General features: G+C 53.4%; 15 protein-coding genes and 2 pseudogenes. 14 read left to right on the forward strand and 3 right to left on the reverse strand.

Annotated elements, in window-relative coordinates; genetic code table 11:
- Nucleotides 1-549 precede the first annotated feature (549 nt).
- The 9 genes and pseudogenes from JMI88_RS24340 to JMI88_RS24375 all read left to right on the forward strand — a co-directional run bounded on the left by JMI88_RS24340 (nt 550) and on the right by JMI88_RS24375 (nt 6,944).
- A complete protein-coding gene (locus tag JMI88_RS24340; RefSeq protein ID WP_201364576.1) occupies nt 550-2,778 on the forward strand; it encodes an ATP-binding protein in 2,229 nt (742 codons plus the stop codon).
- A gap of 27 nt (nt 2,779-2,805) precedes the next feature.
- A pseudogene (locus JMI88_RS40800) lies at nt 2,806-2,940 on the forward strand (hypothetical protein); the annotation flags it as partial.
- 81 nt (nt 2,941-3,021) lie between these two features.
- A complete protein-coding gene (locus JMI88_RS24350; protein ID WP_201364577.1) occupies nt 3,022-3,666 on the forward strand; it encodes an ATP-binding cassette domain-containing protein in 645 nt (214 codons plus the stop codon).
- Between the two features lie 273 nt (nt 3,667-3,939).
- Nucleotides 3,940-4,860, forward strand: a complete 921-nt coding sequence (locus JMI88_RS24355; protein WP_201364578.1) for a DUF5996 family protein — start codon at nt 3,940-3,942, stop codon at nt 4,858-4,860.
- Complete coding sequence (locus tag JMI88_RS40805; RefSeq protein ID WP_201364579.1) at nt 4,808-5,029, forward strand: GNAT family N-acetyltransferase; 222 nt, start codon at nt 4,808-4,810, stop codon at nt 5,027-5,029. Before JMI88_RS24355 ends, JMI88_RS40805 begins: the two co-directional genes overlap by 53 nt.
- A gap of 212 nt (nt 5,030-5,241) precedes the next feature.
- On the forward strand, nt 5,242-5,445 hold the full coding sequence (locus JMI88_RS24365) for a DUF5996 family protein (protein ID WP_268906018.1): 204 nt from the start codon (nt 5,242-5,244) through the stop codon (nt 5,443-5,445).
- Nucleotides 5,446-5,496: 51 nt separating this feature from the next.
- Nucleotides 5,497-5,628, forward strand: a complete 132-nt coding sequence (locus JMI88_RS40190; RefSeq protein ID WP_268906011.1) for a hypothetical protein — start codon at nt 5,497-5,499, stop codon at nt 5,626-5,628.
- 50 nt (nt 5,629-5,678) lie between these two features.
- Nucleotides 5,679-5,945 (forward strand): DsbA family protein, encoded by a 267-nt coding sequence (locus tag JMI88_RS24370; protein ID WP_373323967.1) that lies wholly within the window; start codon nt 5,679-5,681, stop codon nt 5,943-5,945.
- A gap of 51 nt (nt 5,946-5,996) precedes the next feature.
- Complete coding sequence (locus JMI88_RS24375) at nt 5,997-6,944, forward strand: ring-cleaving dioxygenase (protein WP_201364581.1); 948 nt, start codon at nt 5,997-5,999, stop codon at nt 6,942-6,944.
- A gap of 535 nt (nt 6,945-7,479) precedes the next feature.
- On the opposite strand, the gene JMI88_RS24380 is transcribed toward JMI88_RS24375, so the two are convergent.
- Together JMI88_RS24380 and JMI88_RS24385 are read right to left on the reverse strand one after the other, a co-directional pair.
- Complete coding sequence (locus JMI88_RS24380) at nt 7,480-8,163, reverse strand: response regulator transcription factor (RefSeq protein WP_201364582.1); 684 nt, start codon at nt 8,161-8,163, stop codon at nt 7,480-7,482.
- Nucleotide 8,164: 1 nt separating this feature from the next.
- Nucleotides 8,165-9,454 (reverse strand): sensor histidine kinase, encoded by a 1,290-nt coding sequence (locus JMI88_RS24385; RefSeq protein WP_201364583.1) that lies wholly within the window; start codon nt 9,452-9,454, stop codon nt 8,165-8,167.
- Between the two features lie 214 nt (nt 9,455-9,668).
- Here JMI88_RS24385 and JMI88_RS24390 point away from each other — a divergent pair, with 214 nt between their 5' ends.
- The 5 genes from JMI88_RS24390 to JMI88_RS24410 all read left to right on the forward strand — a co-directional run bounded on the left by JMI88_RS24390 (nt 9,669) and on the right by JMI88_RS24410 (nt 18,604).
- Entirely contained in the window at nt 9,669-10,460 is a 792-nt protein-coding gene (locus JMI88_RS24390; protein ID WP_201364584.1) for an ABC transporter ATP-binding protein, read from the forward strand.
- On the forward strand, nt 10,457-13,636 hold the full coding sequence (locus JMI88_RS24395; RefSeq protein ID WP_201364585.1) for an ABC transporter permease: 3,180 nt from the start codon (nt 10,457-10,459) through the stop codon (nt 13,634-13,636). Before JMI88_RS24390 ends, JMI88_RS24395 begins: the two co-directional genes overlap by 4 nt.
- Before the next feature lie 41 nt (nt 13,637-13,677).
- Nucleotides 13,678-14,412: a hypothetical protein gene (locus JMI88_RS24400; protein ID WP_201364586.1), complete on the forward strand. Its 735-nt coding sequence runs from the start codon at nt 13,678-13,680 to the stop codon at nt 14,410-14,412.
- 468 nt (nt 14,413-14,880) lie between these two features.
- Entirely contained in the window at nt 14,881-17,646 is a 2,766-nt protein-coding gene (locus tag JMI88_RS24405) for a winged helix-turn-helix domain-containing protein (RefSeq protein WP_201364587.1), read from the forward strand.
- Between the two features lie 229 nt (nt 17,647-17,875).
- Nucleotides 17,876-18,604 (forward strand): DUF998 domain-containing protein, encoded by a 729-nt coding sequence (locus tag JMI88_RS24410; protein ID WP_201364588.1) that lies wholly within the window; start codon nt 17,876-17,878, stop codon nt 18,602-18,604.
- A 222-nt stretch (nt 18,605-18,826) separates the two neighbouring features.
- On the opposite strand, the pseudogene JMI88_RS40810 reads toward JMI88_RS24410, so the two are convergent.
- Nucleotides 18,827-19,478: pseudogene (locus JMI88_RS40810) on the reverse strand (response regulator).
- Between the last annotated feature and the right edge of the window lie 17 nt (nt 19,479-19,495).

The raw sequence follows: 19,495 nt of genomic DNA on the forward strand, positions 1-19,495 counted from the left end.
CCTGGCTTTTTGTGTTGGGTACTGAAAAAGGTCAACCATCTGGCCGCGCTCATATGCATGCTGGTAGTATACTCAAGGAACGTTTTGAAAACGTAAAGCCTACCGTTATGAGCATAAGGGTGCTTTTCCATCAGGAATGAATTAAGTCAAACAACATTGACCACCGTCAAGTTCTCATGATAGAATAACCTCGATAGAACATATCATTTCAGGGGAACCATATTTTTTCACTTGTTCAGCCTTTTATTTGTTCGACCATTCGCCCCATACTTGATCAACACATCCTCGACGAATATTGGCCGTGAGGCATGGCAGAAAAAACGGTGCCCAAGCGCGACAACATCTGATGAAGAATGGTGTATTCAACCCTTACGACAAGTCATTTTAAGGCGTTTTCTGTATCGATTCATCGTGACAAGAATAACGGATATATTCCCGTTTTGTCTGTTTTACCTGCCAGAGGGAGCAGCCAGTATGTGTCGAGGATGCCTTGATCAAGTATGATTCGTCCGTGCAGTCATCCGTTCCCCGACCCGAAGAGACCAGACCATGAGTTTGTTGCGACTGGCCGTCCTTGGCCCACCGGAAGTCTTTCACGACACCACCCGCCTGACTTTTCCGCTGCGCAAAGCCCAGGCATTGCTGCTGTATCTGGCCGTTGAAGGAGGGATGCACTCCCGCAGCAAGTTGGCCGCTTTCCTGTGGCCCGACAGCCAACCCCAAGCGAGCCGCATTGCTCTGCGCAACGCGCTGGTACCGCTGCGCAGTCTCCTCGATGCTCCCCAGATAGCTGCTTCCCAGCCCAGGCATCTCCACAGTTCTCGCGATCAGCTTGGTCTGAATCCGCAGGCACCTCTGGAGATGGACCTGGACGTGGTCCAGCAAGCTTACCAACAGGTGCAGGAGGCTACTCCATCCGCCTCAGAGGAGCGGCATGCTGTTCTGCTTGCCGAGGTACAACGCGCTCTGGCCTTGGTGCGCGGCCCCTTCCTGGATGGCTTCTGGTTGGGAGAGGATTCTCCCTTTGACGAGTGGCGCGAGCAGCAGCAGCGCCGGTGGCAGGTGCGCCTGTTCCTGCTCCTTGAAGGGGCCAATGCTGTCGAACTAGCGTATCACGCGCGGCTGGCCGGAGAGACCGAAACTGCCTACCGTTTCAGTGTGCAGGCCGGGATGGAGGCGGTGGCCGTGTTCGCGGTTGCCGACGCTATCGGGTATTACGAACAAGCTCGTGCCTTACTGCAAGAGTCACCGCAATTCCAGGACGCAGTGTCGATTTCTGAGGTGGAACGGCTCTATGTCCACCTGGGGCAAGCTTATGCCTTCCAGGAGGCGTATAGTAGAGTTCAGCAGATCTATGAAGAACTTCTCATGTATGCACGGCACAAACAACAGTTTTCCCTGGTAAGCATGGCCCTCAACCGTCTCGCCATCCTGGCTATCCAACAGGCGAACGACCAGCCAACAGCCCGCGCTCTTCTTGAACAAGCCTTGCAGATAGTCGAAACGCATCACGATCAGCGGATGCTGGCTGAGACGAAGTGGAACCTGGCTCAGATTATGACAGCTGCGTGGCAAGATCCGATAAGCGCTTTACCACACGGACAACAGGCGTTCTCCCTGGCACGAGCTATACACAACCAGGAACTGGAAGCGAGAAGTCTTCTCTTATTGGGATGGATCGCTTTGCGAACAGAAGAGCTTGAGCAGGCAACCCGCTATTTTAAGGAATCGCTGCAACTCTACGCGCATCTGCGACCCGAACAAAAAGCAACGCAGGGACTTTCATTGGCTCACTTTATGAGCGGTGCTCCACTGAACCAATCCTTGACCTATCGTGCGTCAGAAATTATGTGTTGGGCATTCCTGGGCCTCGTTCAAATACATAGTGGGCAGCAAGCGGAAAGTATCCACAGTGGACGCAAAGCGCTCGAACTAGCACAAGCAACCAGAAACGTCTGGGTGTGTTTTACCAGTACCTATTCTCTGGTACACGCCTTACTGGATGCGGGGAGCTATGAAGAAGCTCACGGGCTCATGCAGAACCTGGTCGCACCAGCGCGGACGCTTCCCCCAGGAATTGTTTACCAACGTTTTCTGATCGCTCTGGAGAGAACCTATCACGCGCTACAACAATGGGAAGAAGCGCGCAGCATACTCGTGGAAGCTGATACAGTAGCCGAGCGGTTAAATCTGGGACGAGTGCGTGCACCCGCCCTGTCACAGTTGTGTATGAACTATGCTGTAACAGGAGCGTGGGAAAAATCCGGCGCATGTGCAAGAATAGCCGTCACTGAGCGAAGGAAAGACGAGAGAGGGCTGCTTATGCTGGATTTCTCTCCCTATGATATAGAGGCCTTATTGCGCGCAGGAGAGGAGCGATTAGCGCGAGAAGAGCTTCAGCGGCTCGGAGAACACCTGGCCCTTCCACGTCGTTTTCGTGTTTCCTATCTTCAATCATGGGCCATCCTGGCCGCATGGGAAAATAAGCATGGACAAGCTATCGGTCTTTTGCGTGAGGCAGCAGCGCTGGCAGCCGAGATCGACTTACCAGGAGAACAATGGCAGATCCAGGCCGCACTGGGAAAACTGTACGAGGCAGAGGGCGCGCACGAACACGCCTCCATGGCGTATACAGAGGCAACAAACCTTATTCAGGAGCTAGCCAGAGACATTCAGGATGACGAGGTGCGCGCGCGCTTTTTGTGCGGGCCACAGATTCATCCTGTCCTCCAACGCGCACAAGACCTTGCTGCATATATCCATTCTGAGGACGTGTAACCGTCGAGCGTTTTTGCCTCGTTCTTCATCTATGGCAAACTCACCACAACAGCTGCGGTCTCGCCGCTTGCTCCCGGTGTCGTCGTTGCTTCTCTCTCTGCATTTATTATTGTCTATCTCGCGCTTCTCACCCTCTACATTGCGTACCTGGTGCGCGCCATTCGTCGCGGGCCGGGAGATACCACCAGTCCAACGATCAGCCTACACCATGTCTGTTTCCACTATGATCGGATGCGAGGAGAGGTGCTTCATGAACTCACGTGCACCATTTCCCCGGGCTCGTTTGTGGCGGTTACTGGCCCCAGTGGATTTGGGAAATCAACTCTGTTACGGCTCCTGGTAGGTGAACTAGCACCGACACAGGGAACAATCTCCATAGAATGGTCGGATGCGAAAGAGATAACGTTGGGTCATTCGCCGATGGATTGCGGGAAATCGATCATGTTTGTTGCCCAGGAGAGCCATATTTTCCATATCACACTGCGAGAGAATTTGCTCATGGCCAAACTGGATGCAAGCGAGCAGGAACTCCGGCACGTTCTGGACGTGGTCTGCCTGACGACGCTGGTTGAACAGCTCGACCAGGGCCTGGACACCCAGCTTGGTGAAAACGGCGACTTGCTTTCAGGAGGCGAACGCCGCCGGTTGAGCATGGCACGCGCGCTGCTCACATCGCCACGTATCCTTCTTCTTGACGAACCCACAGCTGGTATAGACAGCACAACAGCCAGACAAATGCTTGCCAATCTTCGTTCCTGCCTGCCTGAAAGTACGATCGTCGTTGCAACGTATAATTCCTGGTTGGTGGCGATAGTCCAGCAACAGATCCAGCTCACCACAAACGACCATTCCTTTTCGTCCCACGCGAAGAGCATGTATCCTGTTTGAACAGGATCGCTCCAGTATTCAGAGAATGCACTGTATAACGGTGTACATTACGTTTTCATAACGCTGCCCGCGTATACTTGCTACAAGGCGGACAAAGCAGGCGGTTTGGAAAAGCTGGACAAATTGAGGTATGATGAAACAGAATAGGAGTGAGATTCCGTGGCCCATCTTCAAATCCCAATCCTTTGAGCCAGGGGAAACATGGGGATGGTGTTGTCTTGACCAGGTAGAAGTGAGCTTTTCATAGGCTGTATTCCTAGTAGGAGAAATGATATGGTGAACAGAAGCAAAAACACGCGCGCGGAACAATGGCCGGCCTTGCCTTTTGAGGACTGGAAGGAAACACGCGAGACCCTTCACTTGTGGGCCCAGATCGTGGGCAAAGTGCGCCTGGCGCTCAGCCCTCATCTCAATCATTGGTGGCAAGTACCTTTCTATGTGACGGCACGAGGGCTGACGACCTCTCCCATCCCGATCCCAGGGCACCATGGCCAGATCTTTGAAGTCCACTTTGATTTCATCGATCACCAATTCCTGATTCTTACCAGCGCCGGCACAAGCAAAACGCTGCCTCTCATTCCACGTTCTGTTTCCACGTTTTATCAAGAGTTTATGGCCTCGCTCCAGACTCTGGGAATCGAGGTCACCATCAATCCTTTGCCCTGTGAAATCAGACACCCTATCCCCTGCGATCAAGATGAGGTTCATGCCTCCTATGATCCTGACGCAGCCAATCGTTTCTGGCGCGTCTTGATCCAGGTCGATACTGTTTTAAAAGAGTTTCGTGCGCGTTTCATTGGGAAATCCAGCCCGGTCCATTTCTTCTGGGGCAGTTTCGACCTCGCCGTCACTCGCTTTTCAGGCCGGCGTGCACCCCAGCGCGAGGGCGCGGATCGCATCACGCGCGAAGCCTACTCTCACGAAGTGAGTAGCTGTGGCTTCTGGCCCGGCGACGAGACGTTTCCAGAGCCCGCGTTCTACGCCTACAGCGCCCCGGAACCGCCAGGGCTGAAAGAAGCCATCGTGCGACCAGCCTCAGCTTTCTATCACCCAACGATGTGCGAGTTTCTTCTGCGCTATGACGATGTGAGGAATACAGACGTCCCAGAGCAAGCGCTTCTGGAGTTTTTCCAGAGCACCTATGAAGCCGGGGCCACGCTGGGACAGTGGGATCGAGAGGCATTGGAACGATGAAGATGGTGGCGAGTGTGGAGATCAGATTATTTTTCTCCATACAGGTGTACCAGCAGCGTTGGAAGGGCATGGTATCGCGAGCAAGCGCGCGTCTTTCGCGCTGGAAGAAGCGCGTTTGCAGCATTTCACAGTTATTCCTCGCTGTCCCTTTGTCGCCTCCTATATTTGACGATACCAGGAGTATCTGCCCCTGCTTCCGGCTGCTGAACAGGAGCGACTTCTTCGGGAATAAAAGCGCTGCCGAGAGATGCTTTGATCGGTTTGCTTAATAAAATGTGAGGCTCATTCCCTTTGAGCGCGGGGCATGGGCTTAATCAGGATGAATCCAGTCTCGCTTCTCCCGCGAGAACCAGTATCCCATTGCGGCAATCAAAAACGAAGATGAAGGAAGCCGCGGTGCATCCAGCTTCAGCCTTCTATCATCCCACATTGTGTGAATTTCTTTTGCGCTATGACGACGTATGGAACCTAGACACCCCGGAGCAGGTGTTTCTCCAGAGTATCTATGAAGCTGGCGCAACGCTGGGGCAACGGGATCGAGAAGAGTTGGAAAGGGAAAGATGGTACCAGGCGAGCAAAAAGTAGCGAGAGGCCCTTTTCGCTTCCATTGACATCCTGGCCGAACGTGTACATAGTATGTATTGGTGGGTCCACGATCCACAGTATTGGGCAGATCGGCTGCAACGGGTCGAGGATGACGACGAGACGGATGTTCCGGCTGTGGACATGGTTCAGCGCTTGTTGCTGGACACCAACCTCACGCGCTGAGAGCAGTTTTAGCAGCCGAGAACGCAGCAACGCAGGGAAAGTTCTGGCTGATGCATGGTGCCATCTTCCACCATCAGCATACCCTTCAAGATGAGGACCTGGCCCGTTTGGCAGCAGAGATTGGTCTTGATCTACAGCAATATGAACGTGATATGGTGGCACTGCGCAATCTGGATCGCATTGAGGAAGATAGGGAGGGGGGCGAACAGAGCGCAGTGCAAGGAACACCCACGTTTTTCATCAATGGGAGCTTGTATCTCGGTTCCTGGCAGCAGGACGCATTGCTTGCAGCACTCGAAGCAGCGAGCCAGGGATAAATGGAGAGAAACAAACGCGAGATAATATACTGAGAGAAAGGAGAAAAATTTATGCAGCACAGTCTACTTGGTATCCACCATGTCACCGCAATTACAAGTGACCCACAACGCAATATCGACTTCTACACCGGTGTGCTGGGGCTACGACTGGTCAAAGTGACCGTCAATTTTGATGACCCCAGTTCCTATCACCTGTACTATGGTGATAAGGAAGGACATCCAGGCACGATTCTGACATTCTTTGCCTGGCCAGGAGCTCCTCGAGGACGACAAGGAACGGGGCAGATTAACGCAACGGCCTTTTCCGTACCTGAGGGTTCTCTTGGTTATTGGATTAGTTATCTGCTTGAACGTGGGATTAAGTATGAGGGACCAACGGCACGTTTTGGTGAACAGGTCCTCTCACTGCGAGATCCAGATGGACTGGTCATCGAAATTGTTGCGCATCTTGGAGAACAAGAACCACCCGGATGGGAGAATGGAGCCATCCCTGCCGAGCACGCCATTCGTGGCATTTCTAACGTTACGCTCTGGGAAGATGACTATGAACAGACGGCTCATTTCCTGACCGACACACTGGGCTTCCGCCTGGTCTCTGAGGAACAGAACACGTTCCGCTATGAGCTTGGCACAGGGGAATCTGGAACCAGGGTTGATGTGCGCAATGCCCACGGTTTCTGGCGTGGGGCGGTTGCTACAGGCACAGTGCATCATGTTGCGTGGCGCGTTGCAACAGATGAAGCGCAACAGAAGTGGCGGGAGCTCCTTGACGCCCGCGATTTCAACGTCACGCCAGTGCTGGATCGCGAGTATTTCCACTCAATCTACTTTCCTGAACCCGGTGGCGTGCTCTTTGAGATTGCGACCGATCCTCCAGGCTTTACCGTGAATGAGCCAGTCGAGCAGTTAGGAACACGACTCCAACTTCCACCCTGGCTTGAAGCTCAGCGTTCAGAGATAGAGCGACTATTACCGCCGCTTCGTTATGGGCTGCGATGAAACAATAGCCATAACGTTTGTGGGTTCCATCCCGGCCAGCTAACATATCTCTGATTGGGATGAGCGGAGAAAAAAGTGTCCGTAAATGTTGATGTGCTTATTATTGGTACGGGCACGGCTGCGCACCTCATGCTCCTCCTTGAATGAGTTGCCATCTTGAATTCTTCTGCCAATTATTATATGAGCGTTACCCCTATCAGGAAAAGATGGGGAGATATCGAAAAATTTATGAACTGCATGCGAAAAAGGTGAATAAGGGTATCATCGCACATCTGGTGTGGATTCTGCGATGCAGCTAGAAAAGGCTCTTAATGGGAAGACATCCCTCGATCATCAACTTCGTGGAAGACCCAGCATCATGCGGCGAGGTGTCAAGCCGTTCGCTCTCTTTTGCGCAAGGAGTGATTACTTGGGGCGCTTCCATCAAAGCGGAATGCAGAGGGCTAGCTGCCCTCTGCATTCCGCTTTGATGGAAGCGCTTTGAGTGCCTCTGATAGGGAACCAGGAAATACGCTTGCTAATACCCTGGTGTAGACTATTCCTGGCGCGGGAGCAGGCCACGTTCGAGGGCAACTGCAACCGCAGCAGCGCGTGAATCGACTCCAAGTTTGGAGTAGACGGAGGTCAGGCACGCTCCCACGGTACGCTCCGTAATGCCAAAACGCACTGCAATCTCTTTGCTGCGCTCGCCGCGCGCAACGGCAGCCAGCACCTCGCGCTCGCGAGCTGTCAGGGTGGAATGCCGTTGGCGCCGTGGCGTGGCCGAAGGTGGAGAGAGACCACGTTCGGCATGCGAAAGGATACGTGCCATGATCTCCGGCTGCACCAACATCTCTCCACGTGCCGCGACGCGTACCGCATGAATCACCATATGCATATCCGCATCCTTGAGTAGATACCCCTGCGCACCCACTCGCAAGCCACTAATCATCAGATCATCCTCGTTATAGGTCGTCAGAATAAGCACACCTACCTGTGGACAGGCGGATCGAATCCGTTTAATCGCTTCCAATCCGTCAATACCTGGCATACGCAGGTCCATCAGGATCACATCGGGCTGTAGTGCTGCGACCAGCTCGATGGCCCCAGCACCATCAATGGCTTCTCCGACCAGCTCGATACCCTCACCCATTTCAAGCATCAAGCGAACACCCATACGCACAACAGGGTGATCATCGGCAATAACCACACGAGTCGTTTTTTTCTCAACTTGTTCCATCTCACTCCTCATCCAAGCTACGTGGAATGGTAAAGTGCAACGTCGTACCCTGACCGGGCGAACTGGTCACCTCCAGATCGCCCCCAACCAGACATGTGCGCTCTATCAGTCCTTGCAGGCCATAGTGGCCCGATTGGACCCTCACCACAACCGGATCAAAGCCAACACCATCATCGCGCACAGTCATTGTCAATATATCCTCTCCCAGTTCTACATTGAGCCAGACATGCTGTGCCTGAGCGTGGCGCACAATATTGCTCAGCGCCTCGCCGAGCATACGCAGCACATGCTCGTGCAGAGCAAAGGGAAGCGCCATCAGCAGATCAAGCCCGCTTACTGTGCAGACGACCCCGGTCATCTCTATAAAACGGTGGATCTCTTCGCGTATCACCGCATAAAACTTCTCCGGTGAGGTAAAGGTTACCCGCAGATCGTCAATGGCTCGGCGCGCAGTGTTAAGCATCTCATGTGAAGAGATCATAACCTGCTGCATAATCTGCTGCGCCCGCGTATAGTGCCGTAGATCCAGATGCGAACTCGCAACCTGAATCTGCATTCTGATGCCAGCCAGGCCCTGCGCCAGCGTATCATGAAGTTCACGAGCAAGGCGCTGGCGCTCAGTGACACGCGTCAGCTCCTCGATACGCGCTGCTGACTCTCCCAGGCATGTGTACGCGTAGGCAAGTTGTGCGTGTGTGCGAAGCTGGTGTGTGTAAAGCATCAAATAGCCGATAACGAAGAAGAGCAGCGCTAGATAATCGGAGGTATTCCAGAGGTTCAACCACACAATACTCCAACGCCCATCAAACGGCGGCAGTTTCACAAGGTTCCAGAACGAGAGATTGAGCATCGTACAGAAAATAAGTAGGAACAAATAGCCCCCGGCAACAACGACGGCTGAGCGCGCCTGCCGAAGCATGCTGATGGCTGCCAGAGTCAGCGCAAGATAGAGATTCATTGCGACATTGATCTGCTGGATAGTCAGGCTGGCAATTAGCACCAAGCAGCCTTGCAGAGCAAAATAGAACCAGTAATAACGGCGCGCAATCCGACCAGAGAGACCAAGCCAGAGCAGGACCCCATGCAGGCCGAGCAGAACAAGGAAGATTACGGCATACACAGGATCGATATTCATCTTTTGCAGCATCGGCTTGGGGCAGGCATCGAGCCATATGCTTGCTCCAAAGGCGCTACGGTTGGTAGTGACCCCCCAGAGGCCCCAGACCGCGACAAGACTTACCCACACCAGGAGGAGTCGGTGTAATGAACGGAAATAACGGTTATCGTTCATGATTCATCCCCAGTACTGATTGCTTACGACGTGCTGTGGATTTCAGTATAGCATAAGAGCACACACGATAAGCTGTATATTCTGACATGTCAAAACCTGCATGTCGAAAAACTCTGTAAGGACTGACGATGCGCTCGTAATACCAACCCGCTACACTCGGCACCGGGAGAAACATTTCTCCTCTCAATAACCACAAGGAGTCAGTAATTTAAAGATGCGAACGCCAGTCACAAACACCGAAAAGCCACGCTTTATTATCGAAGCGAGAGCGGTGCGCAAAGAATACGATACCGGGAAAGTAAAGGTCACAGCACTGAAAGAGGTCAGCCTGGGCATACAACCAGGTGAAGTCGTCGCGATTATGGGACCGAGCGGCTGTGGCAAAACAACCCTGCTTAACTGCCTGAGTGGGCTTGATAGCGTTACCTCCGGCACCATTCAGATAGCAGGACAGAATATTCATAACCTCTCCGATCGCGCCTTGACAGCCTTCAGAGCGCGTGCAATGGGCTTTATCTTCCAGACCTACAACCTGCTCCCGGTGCTCACAGCCCTGGAAAATGTGGAATTGCCCCTGCTGGTCAGCGGTGTACGCCCAAAGGAGGCACGTGAACGAGCCTGGGAGAGCCTGGAGCACGTCGGCCTAGAAGAGTGGGCGCGACATCGCCCAGCAGAACTCTCCGGGGGACAGCAGCAGCGTGTTACTATCGCTCGTGCGCTCACCACGCGACCCTCAATCGTCTGGGCTGACGAGCCAACTGGAGCGCTCGATAGCGAGACCAGTCAGGAGATTATCGACTTAATGCTGCAGTTAAATCGTGAACATCAGCTTACCTTTGTCTGGGTCACCCATGCCCTGGAAGTGGCTCAGCAGGCCCAGCGACTTATTCTCATGCGCGATGGTCAGATCGCAGAGGATCAGGCACTCATCTCCTCACCGCATTGTGTCAGCGCAGAACACATCGATAGCTCAGTAACCTGTCCTCGTAGAAAGGATATACAATGAAGCCAATTGTCTTTGGACCAGCTACAGAACTGACGATGATAGCCATTACAACACTGCTCCTGCTGATTATCATAGGCCTGGGAATTCGGCAGCGCTTGCTGCTTCAGATCGGGCTGCGCAATATGCTGCGCCGACGCAAGCAGAGTGCTTTGCTGATGAGTGGCCTGGTTCTCTCTTCAGCCTTTATTACTGCTTCGCTGGGGCTCAACGACAGCCTCACCAATGCCTCCAATGTGAGGTTGCTCAACAGCCTTGGTAGCCTTGATGAAACCATTACTGGCACATTTAACGCTGAACAGAGCACGAGCTATCTCGCCACGATCAGGCAAAATTCACATGTGCGAGCCGCCACCGGGCTGCTGGAGAGCTACCAAACAACTACGATCGCCTCTCCCCGCACCGGATTTTCACAGGACCACCTGAACGTCATTGCCGTGCCAAAAGACTTTGACCAAGTGTTCGGTCAAGCCAAAGATAGTGCTGGACGACCAGTGCGCTTCGCCGATTTGCAAGACGGAGACATTTATCTAGGCACGACACTGGCACAGAACTTCGCGGTCAATGTTGGCGAACAACTCACGCTCACGCTTTCAGGGAGACGAGTAACCGCAAGGGTGCGAGCCATCCTTAACAGTGATATAGCACTGAACGCGAACGATATTATCCTTGGCAATCCCAACCTGATCGTTATGCCTCTCTCCGCTTATCAGCGGATAACACAGCAAAGCGGGACGGTCAATACACTTGCAATCAGAAACGTTCACCAGGCCAGCGACAGTCCCCAGATGTCGCGTTTTTTACAGCAGCTTTTCAACGTGCGGGATGATACCTGGAAGAAGCTTACTAGCACACCCAACTATGTCACACGTCAGTTACATGTTCTCAATCCCGACCTGATCTACTACCTGGGACCTCAATCCTTCACGAATGGCCTCGGCGCGCAGGGAGCGCTCCAGTTTACGCAACTCGTACCTGCTCTGACCATTCTGCTCGTCGGAACAGGCATGCTGTTACTCGCATTACAGTTCATCCTGCTGACTACTGAGCGCCGCACCGAATTGGGAATCAGCCGTGCTCTGGGCTTTCAGCGCTCGCACATTGTACAGGCTCTACTCATCGAGGGAGGCGGATATGGACTGATAGCGTCCTTGTTTGGAGTATTGGTTGGCATTGGGCTTGTAGTGTTGGAATTGCTGGTGCTTTCCGCCATCCCTTTGCAAACCACCAATCTGGAATCGACATCGACGACAACCATGCACCTCTCGCTTCAGGTATGGATCGATTGGCACAGTCTGCTGCTCTCCTTCTGTCTGAGCATCCTGACCACCATCGCCGTAGTAGGGTGTACGGCAACTTGGATCAGTCGCACGAACATTGTCACCGCTATCCGCAACCTGGACGAGCCAGCGAAGAACCAGCGACCGCTTCTGCGAGAGATACAGACCATACTGAAACCAACCGGTACTTCGGTCTGGGTGCGTCTAGGTGGATGTGGTACGGCCTTGGGAGCGCTGCTTCTTGGCCTCTTCACACGGGGGCCGCTCTGCTTCCTGATGGCGGGATTCCTGCTGTGGGTCGCAACACTCCCGAACCTGGGGTGGATCAGCCAGGTAGGAATAGCCTTGGCCATTGCGGCAACCGGTTTGCTATTGGGCTGGCTGGTGCGCAGCGTGCTCAGTGCGCTCAAGGTGCCTTCACATGTGCTGGCATCGCGGCTGAGCCTCAGCCTGATCGGCATAGGCTGGCTAGCATATAGTATTCAGCCTGGTGGAGCACTGTTCACGATCTTCCAGCCCACCACAGGCATAATGCTTTTCAGGAGTGCTGGCTCAAACAGTCTGAGCACAGGTGCTTTGACTATCGTGCTCACTAATTTGCTGATGATAGCCGGGGCAGTTGTACTGGTAATGGCGAATGGAGACGTTCTGGTAGCGATGATCACGGCGTTGACTTCACGCATATGCGGCTTGGCCCCAATCAGCCGCACAAGCCTCGTTTACACGCTCATCTATCGCTTCCGTACGACCGTTACGGTTTCACTACTAGGTATGATTGTATTCCTCATTATGCTGGTTGCCACGATTAATGTTGGTTCCATTCAGCAAGCAGATGTCGCCACCACAACAGGAGGGTTTCAACTGCAGGCCGACGCGCAGGCGCTACCGGCAAATTTTTCGCAGCAAATCCAGGCCAACAGGACACTTGCGCGAGACATTCAAGAGAGCATCACGATCCACACGATGAATAATGCAACAAACAAACTCAACATCCTGCAAAAGCAATTGCTGCTGCCTGGTCAGCAACCTTACCCTCTAGAGGCCACGCTGGCAGGTATGAGCGATAACTTCTTCAGCGATGCTACAATGCCGCTGCAAGCACACGCGCAGGGGTATGGCTCCGATCGTGCTGTATGGGATGCCGTACGAATACATCCAGGCTACGCTGTCTGGCGCTATGAGACGACTGTCACGGGCCTCAACCCCAATCAGGGCAACTTCCAGCCCTTCACTATTCAGGTCCCCGATCACTCTGGCTACACTCACCCCTTACGCATCATTGGTATCGTCTCTGCGAGAACGAACTGGCCCTACCTCTACGTCTCTGAGCACACACTGGCGGATATTTATGGGGTGAATCCACCCCTCACCAACCACTACAGCTGTCTGCTTCGTCTCAGAGCCGGTGTGAGCGAGGAGCGGGCCACACAGGATCTTATGCACACTTTTGGACTGGTCTATAACTTGCAAGTGCAATCGCTCACCTCCAGCATCCAAACAGCCACTCAGTCCCAACTGACCGTTTTCTATAGCTGCTACCTGACTCTGGGGCTGATCTTTGGCACACTGGCTCTGGGCGTCATCATGAGTAGGGCCGTCATTGAGCGGCGCCAGCACATCGGGATGATGCGCGCATTTGGCTTCTCGCGTGAACTGGTGATGATGTCGTTCCTGCTAGAAGCAGGCTTTATTGTCACACTCAGCCTGCTCGTCGGAACCGTGCTGGCCATCTGGTCCGCCTACAAGATTATCAACACCCAGAGCGCAGATTTTTCGATTCCGCTGTTGCTGATCGCGCTCATTCTGCTGGGTTGCTACCTGATCGCCTTTGCCGCAACGGCCATCCCGGCCCGACGGGCGGCACAAATCTATCCTTCCGAGGCGCTACGTTACGAGTAAATGATGCGCACTCTATCGCAAGGAAAGGGAAGGAAACATATATGGCACGCAAACATTATAAGCGTAAAATTGGACTACAGCGTATAAATAAAGAAATACAGCAACAGGATCTTCCGACGACAAAGAAGTCAGAAGGTGCGACACGCAATTCTGCCAGAAACCGTCGCAGGAGAGCTTCAAATAGAGATGTCTCGTCGCTTCTGCTCACGCTGGGCAGCCTGTTCGTGGTCGGTCTACTGCTCATCTTCGGCTTTCAGTTCTTTTCGCACATGAGCGACGCTTCCTCAACCGGCAGCAACACATCAAATAATGCGAACAGTGGCAAGGCGAAGGACATGCCGACAATGAATGCCAACACCAAACCGGACTCTCCCTGGCTCAAACCGGACTTTATAGCAACGGTGAGCAGTACGCTTGCCACTTCGCTCCATCTTTCAGCCGAGCAATTGACGACGAAGCTGCAGTCAAATATGCAGATCAGCGATATCGCGGCTCAACAGGGCTTCTCCGCCGATCAACTGCATCGCTTTGAGCTTGACGCGATGCAGGCAGGATTGGATAAGCTGGTTAGCACGAACCAGATGACGCAGGAAATGGCGGATAGCGCTATGCAGCATTTCCGCGAGCGCGATCCGCAGCAACTCAATAACGATTTTACCTATTCGCTGGGAGGAACCATTTCCAAGGATAATCTGCCCGCTACCTCTAAACTGAAATTTCGTCATAGAGAGGGCGAAGCACGAGTCCGAGGCATAAATAGAGAGCTGTTCAGCTAGTGGTCATCGTACTATCACTAGTTATACGAATAGTGACAGTTGCTAGCGGACCGCTGCCAGGCCCAGATGCATGGGCAAACCTCTTTTGGGGATCAAAAATGGCGCCATGTGCCGGACAAACCAGCATATGGCTGCCTGCATTGTAATTGACTGCAACTCGGCCCTTGAGTATGAACGGATACTGTTGCTAAATTGTTGCTCGATGCTCAACCTGAACATGTATGTTTTGCCTGCTTCAACTTGCAATCACCCGCTGGGATGATGCTTTTTCACCCTTCCTTCTGCTATACTTTCTCCAGTCGGCTTGTTCATCCGGGGCTCAACTTGCCAGGAAAAGAGAGCATGCTCCAAGAATGTCTTGTCTCAAGAGGCGGTATCGTGGCTGAGAGAGAACAGAGCAAGTGGAAAGAATAGACCGATAAGGCGAAACACACTACTATCTTTGATGCAGGGAAAGGAGGCGCGTTCATGCCTGAGCCAGACTTGCTGGTGACCAAGTTCACTCTCCCACCTGTGCGTTCCGTGTTGCTTCACCGCTCACATCTCCTCTCGGTCCTCGATCAGAGTTGTTCGGTTCCTTTGACCCTGCTCTTAGCCTCCGCAGGTTTTGGCAAAACGACGCTCCTCTCGGCCTGGGCTAGCCAGAGCGCCAGCCAGATCGCGTGGCTCTCATTGGATGATCAGGACAATGACCCGACACGTTTCTGGACCTATGTGATAGGTGCGCTCAGGAAAGCTGGTGCTCCTGTAGGAGAGGCAACACTTGCGATGCTGCATTCCCTACAACCGCCTCAGTTGACCAGCGCTCTCACTGCACTCATCAACGACCTGGCCGCGCTTGCTCAGGATACCGTCTTGATTCTGGATGACTATCATCTGCTAAGAGAGCTAGCGATTCACGAATCGCTTCAGTTCTTCCTTCATCATCTTCCCCCTTGTCTGCACCTGTCCCTTTCGAGTCGAGTCGATCCCCAGCTTCCACTGGCTCGTCTGCGTGCGAGAGGGCAGGTGGTCGAGATTCGCGAGCCGGATCTGCGCTTGAGCAGCGAAGAAGTTGCGAAATTTCTGACACAGGTGATGGGTCTCTCTCTCTCAGCGGAAGATATTCAACGTCTGGAAACGCGTACGGAGGGATGGCTCGCTGGACTCCAGCTGGCAGCTCTCTCCCTGCAGAGGCACAAGAGTGGAGCAGTCTTTCTTAATGCGTTTTCAGGCAGTCATCACTTTATTCTCGATTACGTGCAAGAGGAGATTCTTGATGCTTTGCCTGAGGCACAGCAACGCTTCCTGCTCCAGACGTCGGTGCTTGAGAGCATGAATGCTGATCTCTGCCAGGCGCTGACCGGGGAGCAGGCCAGTCAGCAGATGCTGGAAGCGCTGGAGCGCGCCCACCTTTTTCTGGTTTCCCTTGACGAGGAGCGGTGCTGGTATCGCTTTCATTCCCTCTTTCGCGAGGTGCTGCTCGCTCGCTTACAGGCCACTCAACCGGAGCAGGTGTTCCGACTGCACCGGAAGGCGGCGCTCTGGTATCAGCATCAGGAATGGCCGCATGAAGCGATTTCCCATGCCAGCGCCTCACAAGACGCGCTTTTCATGGCGGAGTTGCTGGAGAGCTACACTGAGCGATTGTTTCTGCAAGGAGAGTTACAAACACTCCTGGGCTGGATCAAGCTGCTTCCCCAGGAAGTCTTGCGCGTATATCCTCGCCTCATTACCAGCTACATTTTAGCGTTCAATCTGTTGTTCCCTTTCCCCTATCAACAGAAAGAGGAACGGGAGCATGTGTATCAGCTCCTGCAAGAAGTGGAGAGGCTGGTGCAGAGCGAAGATCAAAGTACCCTTCCTCAAACCGAGCGGAACCTCTTGCACCATCGGATCAAGCTGCTCAAGATATGGGACATGGGGATAAGAGCGCTCTCTGATGGCGATGTGGAACAACTGAACAGCCTCGCCGCGTTGATGCAGCACCTCTCTTTCGAAGACGATGCGGTGTGGAGACAGCATTCCTTCGGAAGTCTGGCGATGGCATCTCGTCTCGCGGGAAACTTTCCACCGATGGTGGCGGCCCTGCAGGAAAGCAGAAAAAATACCTGGAAGGAGCAGCATCGCTCTCAGGAGGTCCATATCCTCTGGGCGCTGGTTGTTGCCCTGATCGCTCTGGGACAGCTCTCACAGGCATACGCCTCTAGTGAGACTCTTCGCCAGTTGATCAAGCGTCTGGAAGTTCCAATCCCGCTGGCGGCGTATCCCGATCTCTTCCACGCCCAACTCGCTTACGAATGGAATCAGTTGGAGATGGCGAAAAACGCGGCCTTGGTTGCTATTGAAAAGACAGCTCCCTTGCACTATATGGACATTCTCATAAGTGCCTATGAAGTGCTGGTTCGTGTCTGCATCGCCCAGGGTGACCTCAATGGAGCCGAACAAGGGATGCGTGAGATGCAGGATGTGAGCAAGAGCACCGGTACTCTCCTTTTTCGCTCCCTGGTTGAAAGTCTCTGGGTCCGACTCTGGCTTGCTCAGGGCAACCTGAGCCAGGCGATAGACTGGGCTGAGCATATTCCCTACCGCGAACAACTTCTCCTCTACAGTCATGAGAATGCCTCTCTGGCGCTGGCCCGCGTCTATCTGGCCGAGCGTCGATATTCGCAGGCATTGCAGTTGCTTACAACATTGCACAACGCAGCTTCGCACGTTGCGCGTATAGGGAGTATGATCTCCATCTTGGCGCTGCAAGTAGCAGTTTTCCAGGCATCAGGAGCCTTGCAGGAGGCACGAGACGTTCTTTTTCATCTGCTTCCATTAGCCGAGCCGGAAGGATATATACGCGTCTTTCTTGAAGCCGGAGATCCCATGGGTCAGGCTCTTCAGGCCTGGCTTTCGGCAGCAACGCTTTCGCGAGAGGGGATTTCTCCTGCCCTTGTTTCCTATGTCCAGATGTTGCTCGCTGCGTTTGCATGCAACCTGCAGCACGAAGCCAGGGGGAAGGCCAATCCTCTAGCACTCATTTCCCCTCTTTCTCAAATGATCTCTCCACTGGCTGAGCCGCTTACTCCACGAGAGCAGGAGGTTCTGCATCTGCTCGCCCAGGGAGCCTCCAACCACGACATCGCCAACCAACTGGTGGTCTCGCTCAGAACAGTTAAGAAACATGTGGGCAACCTCCTGTTGAAGCTTGAGGCTCAGAATCGAACGCATGCCGTGGCACGTGCCCGTGAGTTATCTTTGCTCTAATCCTCCCTCCTTCTCTCGATTGCGACTTTCTGCCCACAAGGAGAGCTTGAGACTATCACCCAGGTGTCCTTTTGGACACCTGGCTTCTTTCCTCACACACTCTGCGAAATGGGACCTCAAAGTGTCCTTTTGGCAACTGTGTTCTACCGGTCAGAGAGAGTATTCTTCTTCTCAGATGAGCAAGTGCCATCCGAAATTGATTGAAGACAAACAAAAACAAGGAGCGGAAATGAATAATAGAGCATCGAATCACCCCATCGACGATGCCACCACACCGGTACCGACTGGCAACGGTCTCGCCAAATCTGTAGCCAGAACCACCCCGAAGACGATCAGGTGGCTCGTACTTGGCGCCATTGCCGGCCCTGTGCTGTTCACCCTGGCCTGGGCAATTCTCGGCGAGCTCAGCCCAGGATATACCGCCTGGGGCACCCGAATCGAGCCCTATTCACCCATTAGTCAGCCTATCAGTGGTCTGGGCCTAGGCCCCACCGCCCCTTTCATGAATGCGGCCTTCGTCCTCAGTGGACTTCTGCTCCTAGTTGGCGTGGTCAACATCTTCCAAAGCATCAGGGAGATGGGGGCCTTTGCACGGGGGATCTGCACACTCCTGCTCGCGCTCTCGCCACTGGGCATGATAGCGGACGGCTTCTTCACCTTAGAGTCGATCCTGCCTCATATGGTGGGCTTTCTTCTGGGCTGCATGACCCCGGTGCTGAGTTTCGTGGTCAGTGGGCTTTTCCTTCGCCGCGTCAAGAGCTTTCGGCGGTTCGGCACCTGGCTGTTGCTGGGCAGCCCGCTCACGCTGGCGCTGACGGTCCTGTACTTCCTGACCTTCTCGCCCACCATAGCAGGAATTCAAACCGGCGTGGCAGGTTTAACAGAACGCATTCTGGTAGTCGAGGTCTTTGCCTGGTTTGTGGCGATGGGCGCGCTCGCCTTCCATCGGCTGTCCTGATCGGTTTATTCTTGATCTCAACATAAAAACCTAAAGTGAGTAGCCGGGGTAGTGTTGCAAAAATTAAAGCTCAGCAAATTAAAGGCATATATGAGGATAGTTCACGAGGAAAAGACGCAGAACATTCACCTTTTATCTGCGGTCATGTTTCTTATGCTGCAATTATTCAATCCATTTTTCTCGGCTCAAAATTTTTTGCAACACTACCGAACCGACTGCCACTCAGTTTCCCCTCATCAGTCCTTGTTGCCAAGCAAAAACTGCTGCCTGGGTTCGATCCTGCATCTGCAACTTGCTCAAAATGTTACTGACATGCCTCTTGACGGTTTTTTCACTCAGCACTAAGGTTTCTGCAATGACCGTATTGGAATGCCCGCTGGCGATCAGGCGCAGAACTTCCAGTTCGCGCTCGGTCAAATCCATCAAGGCAAGAGGCGTTTGCCGTTTTGCTTCACGCACTTCTTGAATGACACGTGTTGCTACGCGAGCATGGAGCACCGATTCCCCCTGGCGGCTTTCCTGATGATCTCTGCCAGGTCGCCTGAGCGAATATCCTTCAAAGTATAAGAGATAGCCCCGGCACGTAGTGCAGGGAAAATATCCTCATCTTCGTAAAACGATGTAAGTACAATCACCTGGGTTCCCGGACTGATCTGCTTCACCGCTCGGGTGGCTTCAATCCCATTCATACCAGGCATCACCAGATCCATCAACACCACATCGGGAAGGGATTGTTGCACACAGCGAAGCGCCTCTTCCCCGAATCGGCTTCCCCGATAATCAGTAGATCCTCCTGTAATTCGACAAACGCTCGGACGCCCTGACGAACCACGCTGTGATCATCCACGATGAGAATAGTAATCGGCTCTCCCATAGACTTCTTCCTTTTCT

The sequence above is a fragment of the Dictyobacter formicarum genome, assembly GCF_016587435.1.